The 17324-nt window shown below is 63.0% G+C and carries 11 protein-coding genes; 7 read left to right on the top strand and 4 right to left on the bottom strand.

Annotation, left to right across the window (positions count from 1 at the left end):
* Window positions 1-37: 37 nt before the first annotated feature.
* Both NKH21_RS18285 and NKH21_RS18280 read right to left on the bottom strand, forming a co-directional pair.
* Window positions 38-2092 carry a bifunctional aldolase/short-chain dehydrogenase gene (locus NKH21_RS18285; protein WP_352660693.1) on the bottom strand — a complete coding sequence of 685 codons (2055 nt, stop codon included), beginning with the start codon at window positions 2090-2092 and terminating at the stop codon, window positions 38-40.
* An 84-nt stretch (window positions 2093-2176) separates the two neighbouring features.
* Complete coding sequence (locus tag NKH21_RS18280) at window positions 2177-3142, bottom strand: sugar-binding transcriptional regulator (RefSeq protein ID WP_352866696.1); 966 nt, start codon at window positions 3140-3142, stop codon at window positions 2177-2179.
* Window positions 3143-3289: 147 nt separating this feature from the next.
* On the opposite strand from NKH21_RS18280, the gene NKH21_RS18275 reads away from it, so the two are divergent.
* The 7 genes from NKH21_RS18275 (at window position 3290) to NKH21_RS18245 (ending at window position 12640) form a co-directional block, all read left to right on the top strand.
* A complete protein-coding gene (locus NKH21_RS18275) occupies window positions 3290-3535 on the top strand; it encodes a type II toxin-antitoxin system ParD family antitoxin (RefSeq protein WP_352660697.1) in 246 nt (81 codons plus the stop codon).
* Between the two features lie 2 nt (window positions 3536-3537).
* On the top strand, window positions 3538-3852 hold the full coding sequence (locus NKH21_RS18270; protein WP_352660699.1) for a type II toxin-antitoxin system RelE/ParE family toxin: 315 nt from the start codon (window positions 3538-3540) through the stop codon (window positions 3850-3852).
* A gap of 178 nt (window positions 3853-4030) precedes the next feature.
* Window positions 4031-5671, top strand: coding sequence for an acyl-CoA synthetase (locus NKH21_RS18265; protein ID WP_352660702.1), 1641 nt, complete (start codon window positions 4031-4033; stop codon window positions 5669-5671).
* A 244-nt stretch (window positions 5672-5915) separates the two neighbouring features.
* Entirely contained in the window at window positions 5916-6524 is a 609-nt protein-coding gene (locus NKH21_RS18260; RefSeq protein ID WP_352660705.1) for a TetR/AcrR family transcriptional regulator, read from the top strand.
* Window positions 6525-6586: 62 nt separating this feature from the next.
* On the top strand, window positions 6587-7735 hold the full coding sequence (locus NKH21_RS18255) for an efflux RND transporter periplasmic adaptor subunit (RefSeq protein WP_352660708.1): 1149 nt from the start codon (window positions 6587-6589) through the stop codon (window positions 7733-7735).
* Window positions 7736-7941: 206 nt separating this feature from the next.
* Window positions 7942-11076 (top strand): efflux RND transporter permease subunit, encoded by a 3135-nt coding sequence (locus NKH21_RS18250; RefSeq protein WP_352660711.1) that lies wholly within the window; start codon window positions 7942-7944, stop codon window positions 11074-11076.
* 70 nt (window positions 11077-11146) lie between these two features.
* Window positions 11147-12640, top strand: coding sequence for an aldehyde dehydrogenase family protein (locus tag NKH21_RS18245; protein WP_352660714.1), 1494 nt, complete (start codon window positions 11147-11149; stop codon window positions 12638-12640).
* 154 nt (window positions 12641-12794) lie between these two features.
* On the opposite strand, the gene NKH21_RS18240 is transcribed toward NKH21_RS18245, so the two are convergent.
* Both NKH21_RS18240 and NKH21_RS18235 read right to left on the bottom strand, forming a co-directional pair.
* A complete protein-coding gene (locus NKH21_RS18240; protein WP_352660717.1) occupies window positions 12795-14504 on the bottom strand; it encodes a trimethylamine N-oxide permease in 1710 nt (569 codons plus the stop codon).
* Between the two features lie 247 nt (window positions 14505-14751).
* A complete protein-coding gene (locus NKH21_RS18235; protein WP_352660720.1) occupies window positions 14752-17121 on the bottom strand; it encodes a trimethylamine N-oxide demethylase in 2370 nt (789 codons plus the stop codon).
* Window positions 17122-17324: the final 203 nt, after the last annotated feature.

Raw genomic sequence — 17324 nt, 5'->3', positions numbered from 1 at the left:
AAATTCCGAGTTGCGTGCCTGTCTCGGCCGGTCCCGACTACCTCAACGCCGCCGCGATGTTGCCACCGTCCACCGTCGTCACGTCGGCGGTGGTCCGCTCGGCCAGCGCCTGATGCAGGAAGGCCTGAGCGACGTCTTCGGCCGTTACTTCCTGCCCGAGCAGGTTGCCGGACATATATTCCTTCTCCGACACGCCGCGCGCGCCCGAGCGGCTGGCGATCATGGCATCGGTCAACAGCCCCGAACGGATGCGGTCGGCGTTGACGGCATTGGAGCGGATGCCATGCGCGCCGTAGTCGAGTGCATATTGCCTGGACAAAAACAGCGTTGCCGCCTTGGGAATGCCATAAGCGCCGAACTTCGGCCCCGGATTGACCGCCTGCTTGGAGGTGTTGAACAACAGCACGCCGCCGGTGCCTTGCTCGAGCATGATGCGCACGGCATTTTGCGCCGCCGACTGATGGGCGAAGAAATTGAGTTCGAAGCTCTTGCGCAAGGTTGCGTCGTCGAGCTCGCCGATCCGGCCCTCCCAGGCAGCACCGGCATTGGAGACGAGAATGTCGAGGCCGCCGTAGACGGCGACCGCTTTGTCGAACGCAGCGCGCATCTGCGCCGGATCGGTGATGTCGGCGCCAATGCCGATCGAACCGTTACCGGCCTTTTTTGCCGCCTCGGCAGCCCTTGCCGCGTCGAGATCGACGACGACGGCATGGGCACCGTTGTCGGCGAACAGCTTTGCCGTGGCAGCACCGATCGCGCCGGCGCCGCCGGTGACCAGCACCACCTGGCCGGTCAGCGGCTTCGGCTTGTTGGCGGCGAGCTTGGCCTGTTCCAGCGACCAGTATTCGAGCGGGAACAGATCGCTTTTGGAGAGCGGGCGGAAATCGCCGACGGCTTCGGCGCCGCGTACCGCCTCGATCCACATTTCGCCGACGTCGGAGGCGATCTTCGCGTCCTTGAGCGTGCGGCCGTGGCCGAACATGCCGAGGCCGGGCACCAGCGTCAGCCGCGGCATCGGGTCGAGCATGGTGCGCTTCACGTCGTCGAGCGCATCATTGGTTTCGAAATAGGCGCGATAGTCCTTGGCGAATTTCTCGACATGCTGGCGGATGACGGATTTGTAGTCGCCGACCTTGTCAGCGTCGGGCGCAGGCAGTGCCATCGGTCCGGTCTTGATGCGGATCGACAGGTCGGGTGTCGACACGCCGCGCCCGGCATAGTCGGCAATTTTCGCCGAATTGATGAAATCGACGATCGCATCCGAGGTGCGGAAATCGCTGACCATGCGGTCGAAGCGGCCTTCGCCGCGTGCCACCGCCACCGCGCCGCGTAGCATCGGCGCAATCTCCGCGGGCTTCGCCAGCCCGGCCGGCAGTGCCACCTTTTCGGTGCGCGGCTTGCCGTGGCTGGCGATGAAATCCTCGGCGACGTTCACGTAATGGATCATCCGGTCGTAGGCCTGCTTGGCATCGTCGCCGAAGGTGAAAATGCCATGCTTGTCGAGGATCAGGCCTTCGACCGTCGGATCGGCGTCGAAAACATCAGCGGCCGCCTTCGCCAGATCGAAGCCCGGCATGATGTAAGGAACGAAGCCCATCTTTTCGCCGAACACCTTCCGGCTCAGCGCCTCGCTGTCCTCCTGGTCGACGATGGCGAGGATTGCGGTCGAATGCGTGTGGTCGACGAATTTGTGCGGCAGGAAGGCGTGCAGCAGCGTCTCGACGGAGGGATTGGGCGAGGACGGATCGATGAGGTTCGCCCGCTGCAGCGCGACCATGTCCTCATCGGAGAGCTTCTTCAGCGACCGCGCCTTCAACAGCGCGCCGAGCTTGACCGCCGGCAGGCCCTGCGGCTCGATGACGCCCATGTCCCAGCCGCTGCCCTTGACACAGAGCACGTCCCATTCGTCGCCGACAAGATCGGTGGCCCTGGTCTTGCACGAGGTGTTGCCGCCGCCATGCAGGACGAGCCGCGGCTCGCCGCCCAGCAGCCTGGTCGTGTAGACGCGCAGCGCCAGGTCGCGGGCCACACCCTTCTTTGCATAGTCGGCGACCAGCTTCTCCGCCTCGCCGTCATTCCACAGGTTCTTCATGTCAGCTTCGTCCGATTTCTCTTTGTTGTGAACAGGAATGCCGCGACGCTTTGATGACAATGCACCGGCGGCTGGAATTAACTATCAGGCGACCTTTTCTGCTGCCGCTCCGGCATTGTCGAGCAGCCGTCGCGCCATGCGCGCGCCGACGACGAGATGGGTGCAGAGCCCGCCGGCGATCGCCGCGACGAGCGGTTCGAACTTGCTCTCTTCCTGCACTACCACAAGCCGTTTTTCGATCTGGCGCAGCGATGACAGCTCTGCCGAAATCAGTCGGCGGTTGTAGCTGCAGTCGAGCGCCTGGCCGTGGGCGTCGATGATCTGTCCGGCAAGGACGCCGGCCGCACCGGCCTTGCGCAATACAGCCATTTCACTTGGCGTCAGCGCGCCGCATTTGACCAAGTGGCTGTCGGTGTCCACCGAGCCTACCGAATACAGCGCCAGGTCGCATTCGCCGATGCCCGACAACTGCTCGCGGATCACCGGCTCGGCGCGCAGGCCGCGTGCCAGTTCTTCCGTCGTCAGCACCAGCGGCGCGTAAAAGTTCAGCCCCTTGGCATTGAGCCGGCGTGCGATTTCCATCGTACATTGGTCCGGCCGGTACGAATAGGGGGCGCCCAGATTGCCGCAGAGCTGCACCACGGTGACGTCCTGCAGATCGGCATAGGACATGATGTCGGCGATTGTGTAGATCGTCCGTCCCCAGGCGACGCCGATGCGGTCGCCCTTCCTCACCAGTTCGAGAAAGACGCTTGCCGCCAGCACCGCAATGTCAGTCGAGGGGTCGGCGACATAGCCGTTTTCCGGCGCGATCCAGACCGCGTCGAGCTTCAGCGCGTCTTCCAGCTTGCGCGCCAGCACGTCGTCGGTGAAAAGCTGGGTCGAGGTCGAGATGTTGACGATGCCGGTCTCGCGCGCCTTGCGCAGATACATCGCCACCGAGGCACGGGAAATCTTGAGCTGGCTGGCCACCTGGTCCTGGCGCAGGCCGTGTGCGTAGTAAAGCCAGGCGGCCTTGTGGATAAGCTGTTCTGCCGGTCGGATCGCCATGCCATCTCCTCGCTGACATTATTCACGGCTCTCGACAAAAGTCAAATTGAGAGAGGAGGCATGGTATGGCATGGGAGCATTGCCGATGTCAGCAATTGCACATTTATTGTTATTGCGGTACCATTTGATCAGACAGGAGATCCGAGAATGAACGTATCGTTGGGAGAGCGATGGGAAACCTTCGTGTCCAATATTGTCAAACGCGGCCGCTACGGCTCTGCCAGCGAAGTCGTGCGCGAGGGCCTACGCCTGGTCGAAGAACGAGAGGAAAAGCTGAAGGCGCTGCGTGCCATGGTGGACAAGTCGTTTGCCGAAGGCGGCGAGGCCACTGAGCAGGATATTGACGCGGCTTTGGAAGCCAAGGCCAAGCAACTCGCGAAGGAAGGCTTTTAGGGGTGCCACGGCTGCGCATGCTGCCGTCAGCACAGACAGATTTGGTCAATATCCTTGAATACATCACCAGCCAAAGCGGCAGCCTGTTGATCGGCCGGCGCTTTGTGGATGCGTTACGCCAGAAATGCCGCGATCTGGCGAGCTTGCCTGTGACGATCGGTCGTGCTCGTCCCGAACTCCGGCCGGACGTCCGAAGTTTCACTTTCAGGGGGTATGTTATTTTCTTCCGTTACAATAGCGATTTCTTCGAGGTGGCGAACATTGTGGAAGGACATCGGGACATAGATGCTTTGTGGCCGGAGGATGAAGGCGAGTAGGGCTCCCAGGTAAATAGGCGAAGCCGCATACCACTGAGGTGGCTTCGATGAGATATTCACCAACAGCGGGCGCTTGCATCGCGAAAGACGGTTGCAACAGACCGGCGATGCACAAATCCTACACCGTGTTCAAAGCCAGGTGGTAAGAAGGCCTAATAACCCATTTGCGGAGGACGGGATGGGCAATCCCTACGAACAGGACCTCGATCGAAACCCGGCCAACCACCAGCCGCTGACGCCGCTCACCTATTTCGAGCGGGCGGCAAAAACCTTTCCCGATCAGACCGCCATCATTCATGGCCGCCAGCGCACGACCTATCGCGATTTCTGGAAGCGCTCGCTGAGGCTTGCCTCGGCGCTGGCGAAGCGCGGCATCGGCAAGGGCGACACCGTCACCGTCATGCTGTCCAACACACCGCCGATGCTAGAAGCGCATTTCGGCGTGCCGATGACCAAGGCGGTGCTGCACTCGCTCAACACCCGCCTCGACGCCGCCGTCATTGCCTTCCAGCTCGATCACGCCGAAAGCAAGGTGCTGATCGTCGACCGCGAATTCGCCGGCGTGGTTCGGCAAGCGCTGACGCTGGCCAAGGTCAGGCCGCTGTTGATCGATTACGACGATCCCGACTATGCCGCCGATGCGCCCTATCCAAAGGGCGAGCGGATCGGCACGCTGGACTATGAGGCGTTTGTCGCCGACGGCGACGAGGATTTCGCTTGGTCGATGCCGGACGATGAATGGGATGCTATCTCGCTCAACTACACCTCCGGCACCACAGGCAATCCGAAGGGCGTCGTCTGTCACCATCGGGGCGCGGCACTGATGGCCTATGCCAACACCATCCACGCCGGGATGGGCAAGCACCCGGTCTACCTGTGGACGTTGCCGATGTTTCACTGCAACGGCTGGTGCTTTCCCTGGACGCTTGCCGTGCAGGCCGGCACGCATGTCTGCCTGCGCTGGGTGCGGCCGAAGCCGATCTACGACGCCATCGCCGATCACGGCGTCACCCATCTCTGCGGTGCACCCATCGTCATGTCGGTGCTGATCAACCCTAGGGACGAGGACAAGCGGCAATTCCCGCAGACCGTCACCTTCAATACCGCCGCGGCGCCGCCGCCCGAGGCGGTGCTGTCGGGCATGGCCGATGCGGGCTTTGCCGTCACCCATCTCTACGGCCTGACCGAAACCTATGGCCCGGCCGTCGTCAACGAATGGCATGGCGAGTGGGACCGGCTTGAGAAAGGGGCGAGGGCGGCGAAGAAGGCCAGGCAAGGCGTACGCTATGCCGCGCTCGAAGGCCTGACGGTGATGGACCCGCAGACGATGCAAGAGACACCGGCCGACAGCGAAACGATCGGCGAGGTGATGTTCCGCGGCAATATCGTCATGAAGGGCTATCTGAAAAACCGCAAGGCGAGCGATGAGGCCTTTGCCGGGGGCTGGTTCCATTCGGGCGACCTCGGCGTCATGCATCCGGACGGCTACATCCAGCTCAAGGACCGTTCCAAGGACATCATCATCTCCGGCGGCGAAAACATCTCCTCGATCGAGGTCGAGGAGGCGCTCTACAAGCATCCCGCCGTCGGTTCCTGCGGCGTTGTCGCCCGATCCGACGACAAATGGGGCGAGGTGCCGGTCGCCTATGTCGAGCTGAAGCCGGGCAAGGCGGCGACCGAGGCCGAAATCATCGGGCACTGCCGCGCGCTGCTCGCCCGCTTCAAGGTGCCGAAAGCGGTGATCTTCGCAGAAATCCCGAAGACTTCGACGGGCAAGATCCAGAAGTTCCGGCTGCGGGAGATGGCAAAGCAGCCTTAACGCCTGATCCGAAACGGAACCGATTTCGGAAAGCATCTTTTCAAGATCCTTCGCAAAAAAAGACGGGCGGCTTGCAGGCGCGCCCGGCGGAAACCACATGCGTTTCATGGGCCAACTCCGTCCAGAGGTGTCACCATCTGTCATCAGGGGCACCGGCTGGCGAAAATCGCGCCTTGACAGGTGATGGTTTTCAATTTACGAGTGACGAAATTCTAAATTCGTCAGTCGTAAATTGGCCAACGAGATGCTTGAAACCCTAGACACCACCGCCGATTCCGCCCGCCAGGAAAATGTCACGCGCATCCTGGATTGCGCGGAGCGACTGTTTCGCCACTACGGCTACGGCAAGACCAACGTCGCCGACATAGCGCGCGAACTCGGCATGTCGACCGCCAACATCTATCGCTTCTTCGCCTCCAAGGTGGAAATCCACCAGGCGGTTTGCGGCCGTATGCTCGAGACCTGCTACCGGTTGACCTACGAAGCCTGCCATGGCCCCGGCAACGCCAGCGAAAAACTCCGCCGCTATGTGCATACGCACTATCAGTGGACGCTCGAGACCATGATCGACCAGGAGAAGGTGCACGAGATGGTCATTGTTGCCATCGAGCGCGACTGGCATGTCATCGAAAAGCACATCGACAGCATCCATGAACTGGTCGCGGATGTGATCCGCGAGGGCATCGCCACCGGCGAGTTCATCGATCAGGATCCGGTGATCGCTTCCCGGTGCTTCGGCGCTGCCATTATCAGCCTCTGCCATCCGCAGATGATGGCCCAGTGCCTCGCCAAGAAGAACCGGGCGACGCCGGACGAGCTGACCGAGTTTGCTATCAGAGCCTTGAAGAAATGACCGTTGCCGCCCGTCGGGCGGCGATACCGGCAATTCATCCCCACAGTTCGGGAGTACGAAAAGTGTCTTTGTCCAAGTCCATCACCTACAGGCTACCAGCCGCCGGCCTGGCACTGATTATCGTCGCCTCTCTCGGCCTCGCCGGCTGCTCGCAGGAGAAAGCCGAGGTCACCGAGATCATCCGCCCGGTCAAGGTGGTCGAGATCGCCAAGGCGAGCGATACCCGTCAGCTTTCCTATTCCGGATCGGTGCGTGCCCGCACCGAGATGAATCTCGGCTTTCGCATCAACGGCAAGATCACCGAGCGCCTTGTCGACATCGGTGACCGCGTCAAGCCGGGCGACGTTCTCGCCCGCATCGATCCCACCGACTACGAACTTTCGGTGAGAAGCGCTCAGGCCAGCCTCGATGCCGCCGACCGTCAGGTCGAGACAGTCGAGCTGACGCGCAAGCGCGCCGAACAGCTCTACGCCAAGAATTTCGCGCCGAAGTCGCAGCTCGAGCAGGCGACGCTCGCCTATAACCAGGCGGTCGCCACGCGCGATTCCGCCCGCTCGCAGCTTGCCCAGGCACAGAACCAGGTCCGCTATACCGATCTCAAGGCGGACAAGAACGGCATCGTCACCGCCGTTGCCGCCGATGTCGGCCAGGTGGTCGGCTCCGGCACGCCGGTGGTGACCGTTGCCATCGACGGCGAGAAGGAAGTCCTGATCGCCGTTCCGGAAACCGATATCGCCGAATTCAAGCCGGGCAAGACCGTCAAGGCGGGCTTCTGGTCCGATGAGGCGCTGACGCTCGACGGCAAGGTCCGCGAAGTCGCCGGCAGCGCCGATCCGCAGTCGCGCACCTTTGCCGTTCGCGTCAGCCTGCCCAACGATCCGCGCGTGCTGCTAGGCATGACCGCCTCCATCGAAGCCGCGGCGGACAACCGGCAGCAGCTGGTGTCGATCCCGCTGGCCGCGTTGGCGCAAAAGGACAGCCAATCGATCGTCTGGACAGTCGACCGCAATGGCGGGACCGTCCATGCGCATCCGGTCAAGGTCGCCGCCTTCACCCCCGACGGCGTCAGTGTCGCCGACGGGCTGAAGCCGGGCGACGTCGTCGTCGCCGCCGGCACGCAGTTCATGACCGAGAATCTGAAAGTCAAGCTGACCGGTGATGCAGCGCAACAGTCGGCATCGGCCGACGACGCTGCCAGGCGCTTGCGCTGACGGCCAGGCAATTCACGGTTTCCGGGCGGCAGGCGCCCGATTGTCGAGATCTCAAGTCGATGTAACCCCCACGTCGATGCTCGCGTCCCACCGCGATGTAGATCTCTCAACTCCGTAAGGCCTCGCCGTCCGGAAGCCCACATCGGAAGTTCCGTAGGCATGCCAGGCGCGTGCTCTGTTGATCAAATTGAAATGGACTGACGCCGATGACCATCGACACCAACGAAAAGCGGTCTTTCAATCTTTCACGCTGGGCAATCGGCCATCCGAGCATTGCCCGCTTCCTGTTCGGTCTGATCATCGTCGCCGGTGCGCTCGGCCTGATGCGCATGGGCCAGAAGGAAGACCCCGATTTCACCTTCCGCGTCATGGTCGTCCAGGCGATCTGGCCTGGCTCCTCGATCAAGGAGATGGAAGACCAGGTCGTCAACAAGATCGAGCGCAAGCTGCAGGAAACGCCGCATCTCGATTTCGTCCGCTCCTACACCCGCGCCGGCAGCGCCATCATCACCTTGCAGGTCAAGGGCGACACCAATCCCGCCCAGGTCGCCGATGCTTTCTATCAGGTGCGCAAGAAGGTCGGCGATATCGCCAACGAGCTGCCTCAGGGGCTGCTCGGGCCCTACTTCAACGACGAATTCGGCGACACGTTCATCACCCTGCATTCGATCAGTGGCGACGGCTACAGCTATCCCGAGCTGAAGAAATTCGCTATCCAGGCGCGTGACATGCTGCTGACGACGCCTGGCGTCGAGAAGGCCGTGATCATCGGCGACCAGCCGGAAAAACTCTACATAGACGTTTCATCCAAGGCGCTTGCCGAACGCGGACTGACGCTGACCGACCTGCAGAATGCCATCCGAGGCCAGAACAACGTCGACCCGGCAGGTTCGGTCGACACCGGCCAGCGTTCGGTGCGCATTTCGGTCGAAGGCGACGTCACCAGGGCGGCCGACATCCGCGAGCTTCGCCTGCGCGCCGGCAACCAGGTGACGCGCCTCGGCGACATCGCCACGGTGACCTCCGGCCTCGAGGATCCGTACCAGCGCAAATACCGTTTCAACGGTCACGACAGCGTCCAGCTCGGCGTCGTCATGGCCAAGGGCTTCAACGTCACCGACGTCGGCAAGGACGTCGAAGCGACCTACAAGCGCTTCGAAGAGGCGCTGCCCTATGGCGTTTCGGTCGATCAGATTTCCGACCAGCCGCATGTCGTGAAGGAGGCGGTGAGCGAGTTTATGGAAGCGCTCGGCGAAGCGCTGCTGATCGTGCTTTTCGTGTCGTTCCTGTCGATCGGCTGGCGTTCGGGCCTGGTGATCGCCATCGTCATTCCGCTGGTCCTGGCAGCCACGTTTGCCATCATGTACGAGCTCGGCATCGACCTGCAGCGCATTTCGCTCGGCGCGCTGATCATCGCCCTTGGCCTCTTGGTCGACGACGCGATGATCGTCGTCGAGATGATGGAGCGAAAGCTCGAGGAAGGCCTGGTCAAGGTCGAGGCGGCGAGCTTCGCCTACTCCTCGACCGCTTTCCCGATGCTGACCGGCACGCTGATCACCACAGCCGGCTTCATCCCCGTCGGTTTCGCAGCCTCGACGGCCGGCGAATATGTGCGCACCCTGTTTTACGTCGTCGGCATCGCGCTGGTCGTGTCCTGGTTTGCGGCGGTCTATTTCACGCCGTGGCTCGGCCACATGATCCTTAAGCAGCGCAAGCACGCCGGCAGCCATCACGATGTCTTCGACACGCGCTTCTACCGCCGTCTTCGCTCGACTGTGGCATGGGCGGTGCGCCATCGCATCATCGTCCTGGTGATGACGCTGATGACCTTTGCCACCAGCCTGTGGGCGTTCCAGTTCATCCCGCAGAATTTCTTCCCGCAATCGTCGCGTCCGGAAATCCTCGTCGATCTCTGGCTGCCGGAAGGCACCAGCATCAAGGAAGTCGAGACCCAGGCCAAGGCGCTCGAAGCCAGGATGATGGACGACAAGGACAAGCGCTTCATTGCCACCTATATCGGCGAAGGCGCGCCGCGCTTCTTCCTGCCGCTCGACCAGCAGCTTCGCAATCCGAACTTCGCCCAGCTTCTGGTGATGGCCAATGACGAACCGGCCCGCGAGCGGCTGATCGTCAAGCTGCGCACCATCCTGGCCGAGGATTTCCCATCGATCCGCGCCAAGGTCGATCGCCTGTTCCTCGGTCCGCCGACCGGCTGGCCGGTGCAGATGCGCGTCATGGGTCCGGATCGCCAGGAGGTGCGCCGCATCGCCGACGAGGTGAAGGCGAAGTTCCAGGCAAATCCGCTGCTCGGCGCCACCCACGACGACTGGCTGGAGCCGGTGCCGGCGATGAAGCTGGTGATCGACCAGGATCGTGCCCGTGCGCTCGGCGTCACCTCGCAGCGCATCCGCCAGATGCTGCAGGCAAGCATGTCGGGAGCGCCGCTCGATGACTTCCGCGACGGCGAGGAGACGGTTTCGATCGTCGCCCGCGAACCGGAGGCAAGCCGTCACCTGCTGTCGGCGGTCGACTCCGTCTATATCCCGACCGATTTCGGTGGCTCCGTGCCGCTGTCGCAGGTCGCTAAGATCGTCCCGGTGCTGGAGCAAGGCGTTGAATGGCGGCGCGACCGCTTGCCGACCATCAGCGTACGCGCCACGCTTCCGGATGGCGTGCAGCCGAACGATGTCGCCATGAAGATGTACAGCGAGATGCAGGGTCTGCGCGCCAGCCTCGCCCCCGGCTACAAGATCGAGATCCAGGGCGGCGCCGAGGATGCGGCCGAAAGCCAGGCCTCGATTGCGGCGAAAGCGCCGATCATGCTGGCCGTCATCGTCGTGCTGCTGATGATCCAGCTGCAGCATTTCGGCAAGGCGATGCTGGTGCTGGCGACCGGTCCGCTCGGCATCATCGGCGCGGCGGCGGCACTTTTGATCAGCGGCGCCCCGTTCGGCTTCGTCGCCATCCTCGGTGTCATCGCCCTGCTCGGCATCATCATGCGCAACTCGATCATCCTGGTCGATCAGATCGACCAGGACATCGCCGCCGGCGTGGGGCGTTCCGAGGCCATCATCGGCTCGGCGGTCCGCCGCTTCCGGCCGATCGTGCTGACGGCGTTGACCGCGGTGCTGGCGCTGATCCCGATCTCGCGCGGCGTCTTCTGGGGGCCGCTCGCCTATGCCATGATGGGCGGCATTCTCGTCGCCACGGTGCTGACCATCCTTGTCCTGCCGGCAGCCTATGCGCTGTTCTTCGGCAGGGAGCCCAAGAAGGTGGTGGAGCAGGCGGCCGAGACGGAAGAAAAGAACGAAAGGCCGCAACTGGCCCTGGCGGCCGAATAGGGCTGTTGGCAAATGTGACCTCCGGCGGTTTAATCCGCCCACCAGGCGTAGGCGCCGGAGGAGGACCGTCATGACCATGGCTCAGACAAAGGCACCGCTGCGGCTGCCGATCGACGGGCGCCATCGCCGGATGTTCATCGGCGGTGGCTGGATCGATGCCCGCTCCGGCCGGACCATGGAGAGCCGCAACCCCGCCACCGGCGCGGTCATCGCCACGGTGCCGCGCGGCGACCGCCAGGACATCGACTTTGCGGTGACTGCTGCGCGCAAGGCGTTCGAGGGCCCGTGGAGCCGGTTCAAGCCTTATGAGCGGCAGGTACTGCTGCTGAGGATCGCCGACCTCTTCGAAAAGAACTGGGAAGAGATCAGCCGCTCCGACACCACCGACATGGGCATGCCGATCGTGCGCACCCGCGCCAATCGCAACCGCGTCATCGGCATGCTGCGCTATTATGCAGGCATGGCGACGGCGCTGCACGGCGAGACGATCGAAAACTCGCTGCCCGGCGAAATCGTCTCCTTCACCCGCAAGGAGCCGGTCGGCGTCGTCGGCGCCATCATCCCGTGGAACGCACCGACGGCCGCGTCGATCTGGAAGATCGGCCCGGCGCTGGCGACCGGCTGCACCATCGTGCTGAAACCGTCGGAAGAGGCACCGCTGACGCCGCTTTTGATCGCCGACATCATGAACGAAGCCGGCGTCCCGGAAGGCGTCGTCAACATCGTCACCGGCACCGGCATCGAGGCGGGCGCCGCACTCGCCGAGCACATGGGTGTCGACAAGATCGTCTTCACCGGCTCGACGGTGACCGGCCAGTCGATCGTGCGGGCCTCGGCCGGCAACCTCAAGCGCGTATCCTTGGAGCTCGGCGGCAAGTCGCCGGTCATCGTCTGCGCCGATGCCGATCTCGACAAAGCGGTGCCGCTGGCCGCGATGTCGGTGTTCGCCAATTCCGGCCAGATCTGCATCGCCGGTTCGCGCCTCTTCGTCGAACGCGCCGTCCATGACGAGTTCGTCGAGCGGCTCGCGGCATATGCCAAGGGTCTCAGGGTCGGCGACGGCATCGACCCGGCGACCGAGATCGGCCCGCTCGTCTCCGAAAAGCAGTTGCAACGGGTCACCGGTTACCTCGAGGCTGGCACCGCAGAAGGAGCAAAACTCGTCACCGGGGGCGAACGGCTCACGGAAGGCGCGCTTGCCGCCGGCAATTTCGTTGCGCCGACCGTCTTTGCCGGTGTCTCGGACGACATGAAGATCGCCCGCGAGGAGATCTTCGGGCCGGTGATTTCAGCCTTGCCGTTCGATACGCTGGACGAGGCGGTAGAGCGGGCCAACAACACGCCTTACGGCCTGGCTGCAGGGGTCTTCACCCAAAATCTCGCCACCGCCCACCAGCTGTCGCGCAAGATCCGCGCCGGCTCGGTCTGGGTCAACACCTATCACGCGATCGATCCGGCCGTGCCCTTCGGCGGCTACAAAATGAGCGGCTACGGCCGCGAGGGCGGCGCCGAGCACCTCGACGAATATCTCAACACCAAGGGCGTGTTCATCAAGATCGATTGAGCCAGAATAGGTCCAGAAACGAAAAACCCGCCTCAGCGGCGGGTCTCGGGGCGAATCAGCACCATAGCGAATTTAGTAGCATAGCTGCCGGCACAAAGCAAGAACAAAATGCAGGGACCGGGCGCATCGCGCGCCCGATCCCTCAAGGCAAGCCTCAGATGACGAACAGCCAGTTGGCGAGCAGCACCACTGCGACCCCAGCGATCAGCGTCAGGTAGGGCAGCATGCCCGCCTTGCGTACCGCAAGGTCGGACGAGCTCATGCCGAGATCGGCCAGCATGTGGTCGGGGAACTTGCCCTTGTCCTGGATGTAATGCCGGAAGCAGAACACCGGGATGATCAAGGCTGCCGTGATCAGCCCGGCCCACAATGCCATCGGATTCCAGACCTTGGCGCCGGCGCCCATGAAGACCGCGTTGACATAGGCAAAGATCGCGCCGAGGCCGAGCAGCCAGCTCGGCGCCTTCCATGGCCGCGCGATGTGGCCATTGTCGATGCGGTGGATCCAGCCGGCATTGAGATTGAGAAAGTTGAAGATGATGTAGCCGCAATTCGACACCGCCAGGATGAAGAAGAAGCTCGTCGCGTCGGCCGAGGCGATGGCCAGCACGATCAGGTTGAAGATCAAGTCGGTCCACATCGCCCGCGTCGGCGCGCCATGCTCGTTGACGTGGCTGAGGTAGCGCGGCAGCCAGCCGTCGACCGAACCCTGGTAGAGCGTGCGCGAAGAGCCGGCCATCGCCGTCATGATGCAGAGCACCAGCGCCAGGATCATCAGCATGACCAGCAGGCTGTGGATCAGCTGTCCGCCGCCGACCATACCGGCCAGTGCGTCAGCAACGCCGGAGCCATCGACGATCGGCGTCGCCAGCATGCCGTTCAAGCCGAGCACGCCCTGGAAGGTGAATGGCACCAGGATGAACAGCAGCATGCACAACAGGCCGGAATAGAAGATCGCCTTGAAGGTATCGGTGCCCGGGTTCTTGAACTCGGAGGTGTAGCAGACGGCGGTCTCGAAACCGTAGGTCGACCATGCCGCGATGAACATGCCGCCGAGCACCAGCGTCCAGCCGGCGATGTTCCACGCACCGGGCTCCGGCGCATAGGCCGCGGCGAGCGGCACCAGCGGCGAAAAATTCGCCCAATCGATCTGGCCGGTGACGATCGGCACCGCGCCGACGATCAGCATCGGGATGATGACCAGCAGGCCGATATATTTCTGCACGTTGGCAGTGCCCAGGATGCCGCGATGCTGGATCGAAAAGATGATCAGCATCAGCACCGCGCCGATGAAGAAGGTGGCGTTGAAGGTGAAGGAAACCGGGCCTAGCATGTGGCCGTAGAGCGTCCAGTTGCGGATCGCCGGCGTCGCCGCCGCGGTGACCGCGTTGATGGCGTCGGCGGCGCTGGTTCCGGCATGGGCCGCGATATAGGCGGCGACTTCCGGCGAAGTGTCGGTGAACAGCGGCACCGGCGCCAGTGCGTTGAGGATATAGGCGGCGGCGATCGAGCAGCCGAGCGACAGCACCGGCGACCAGGCGAACCAGTTGCACCACACCGAAAGCGGCGCGATGAATTTCGAGTAACGCAGCCAGGCAGTGGCGCCGTACACCGAGGCGCCGCCGGATTTGTTCGGGAACAGCCCGGCGATTTCCGCATAGGTGAAGGACTGCAGGAAGCCCATGATCATGGATACCGTCCAGATCAGGAAGGCCAGCGTTCCGGTGGTGCCGGCAATGCCGCCGATCGAAAACAGGACAAGGGCCGGAACGCCGCTTGCTACCCAGAAGGCGCCGCGCCAATCGATGTTGCGGTGCAGCTGCCCTTCGGCAGGCGGCACCAAGGTGGTGACTATCGTGCTCATTTACGTGGATTCCCCATTTTTGATGTTCCCCATCGGCAACAGCCGCAATCTCGCGAAGGCGTCATCGACGCTCACGTTGAACGGCCCAAGCGTTTTCCGCTCAGTAGTATTTTATTCTTAGCAGTGAAGATTGACCCAACGCCCTTTCACGTCAAGCGCTTTGTGACGCTGTGCACATTGCTGTGAAAGACAGGACAAGCAGCCGCATCGCCGAAAGGCTGGACTAAGCCTCCCGTGGGGCGATCGGTCAGGAGCGCGGCCTGGTCTTTTGCGGGTCGTAATGGGCAAAGGCGACGACGCGCGCCGGCAGCCGCTTGCTGTGGCCGTCGAGCTTGCCGACCTCGACCTCGGTGCCGATGGCCGCGTGGGCGACGTCGAGCCTGGCCAGCGCGATGGTCTTGTTCAGCAGCGGCGAACGCATGCCTGAGGTGACGACGCCGATCTGGGCGCGGCCGACATGCACGCAATCGCCGTGGCCGACGGCGACATTGGCGTCGATGTCGAGGCCGACCAGCTTCCTCTGCGGATTTTCCTTGCGTCGGATCAGCGCCTCGCGGCCGATGAAATCGTCGCTCTTGGTCTTCAGCGGCACGGTGAAGCCGATGCCGGCCTCGAACGGGTCGGTCTGGTCGGAGAACTCGTAGCCGGCAAAGATCAGCCCGGCCTCGATGCGCACCATGTCGAGCGCCTGCAGCCCCATCGGCTTCAGGCCGTGCGGCTGGCCGGCCTGCCAGATCGCGTCGAACACCTTTTCGACGTCGCGCGGATGGCACCAGATCTCGTAACCGAGCTCGCCGGTGTAACCGGTGCGCGAAACCACGACCGGAATGCCGTTGCCGCCGCCGATGCGGGCGACCGCGAAACGGAACCATTCAAGCTCGTCGATCGACGGCTGCAGCGGCGAGGTCCAGATGATCTCTCTGAGGATGTCGCGGCTTTTCGGTCCCTGCACTGCGACGTTGTGCATCTGGTCGGTCGACGAGCGGACCAGCACGGTGAAGCCGAGTTTTTGCGCCGTTTCTCGCAGCCATTCGCCGGATAGATCGTCGCCGCCGACCCAGCGGAAATTATCCTTGCCGAGCCGAAGCAGCGTGCCGTCGTCGATCATGCCGCCATGCTCGTAGCACATGGCGGAATAGACGACCTGGCCGACGCCGAGCTTCTTGATGTCGCGGGTCAGCGTGTATTGCAGCAGCGCTTCCGAATCCGGCCCGGTGACCTCGAACTTGCGCAGCGGCGACAGGTCCATGATCACGGCGTCCTGCCGGCAGGCCCAGTATTCGTCGATGGGGCCTTGCCTGGCGAAGGAATTGGCCAGCCAGTAACCCTTGTACTCGACGAAGTTGCGGGTGTGCTTGGCAAAGCTCGAATGAAAGGCGGTCTCGCGGGTCATTTTCGGTTCCGAATCGGGCGTCATGCGTCTGGCGATCGCTCGCGAGAATTTGTGCTGGCCGGAATAGGTTCGCACATGGATGTCGGTCAGGTTCCAGCCATTGGCGGGCGTCGTATCGTCAGGGCAGGCTGACGAGACGCAGACGATGTCGGTCAAGGCGCGCAGCAGCACATAGTCGCCCGGCCGCGACCACGGCTCGTCGGAAACCACGACGCCATGCGCGTCGATTGACGTGTTGAAGAAGAAGTTGATCGCCATCCAGCCGGCGCGGGGCGTCACACCCTTGTCGGCCAGCGCGCGGTTGAAATTCTCCGAGCAGTTGGGATGGCCGGGATAACCGATGTCGTCGTAATATTTGGCGGCGCAGGCGAGCGCGAATGCATCGTGCCGGCCGCAAGTGTCCTGGATAACCTCGACCAGCGGCTCCATGTCCTGGTCATAATATTTCGAATGCAGGCCGGGCATCGGATAACTCGAGCCCATCAGGGTGCGCGTCGTCGTCACGTCGAGCGGATGATCGCGGCCCTTGTCCAGCTTGCGCGCCGAAAAGCACTGGAAGTCCGTGCATTGACGCCCGTCGACATCGATGATCTGCAGATAGTCGCCGGCTTTGACGAAGTAGGCTTCCGCCGTCGCCGAATTGACGCGCAGGTCGAGCACGGGATCGGCCAGCGGGTCGGCAAGCCTGGATTTCGCCGCCGGGCGGATGGTGGCGCGCCGGACGATGACGCTAAGCGGCGTCGCCGTATCGTGGCCGTCGACCAGCATCGGACCACCGGGCGCCGCAATCACCATCGACCCATCGCGGGCGACGGTAAAAGCCTGTTCGGTACCGGCAGGGGTGGCGCCGCCGAACACGCGCACTGCCTTTGCCTGGTCGAGCTGCACCTGTCGTCGCTCGAGCCCCCGGCGCAAGGAAGCGAGGCTGTCGTCGCCCTCGGCCAGCAGCGCCTTGATGCCGGCGGCATTGCTGTTCGATTTCTCGCCGAAAATGCCGGGATCGGTCGCGCCGCTGCTATCCCATGCCAGCAGCTCGCAGGCCTGCCCGCCCTCGACATTGCGCACGCTGATCGTATCGCCGGCCTCGACCTCGATCAGCACGGCGCCATTGCCCTGGACGGTATAGCGCTCCATCCCGGCCGGCAGCGCGATCTGGCCTGGCCGCAGGATCAGGCTCGGCCGGGGCGGTCCGGCGGCGACGGCGGGGTAGGGCGACTGGCTCATCTCAACCCTGGTTTCGAGAAACAAGTTTGCCTGTGTGTGAAATTATTTTAGCGGGAAGAATAGCAGGGGGATCGGGTTTGGCAAGGTGAAGGTGGCACAAGCTCCCCCTTCTCCCCCAGCTATCGGATTCACACATTTTGCAGATTGAGTTTGGTTCCGTACTTGATGGCGTGGAATTCGGCGAGGCCGATGCGCATGACCTT

The organism is Mesorhizobium sp. M1329, assembly GCF_040318035.1.
Classification (GTDB): Bacteria; Pseudomonadota; Alphaproteobacteria; order Rhizobiales; family Rhizobiaceae; genus Mesorhizobium.
This window is presented reverse-complemented; position numbering and strand designations above follow the sequence as displayed.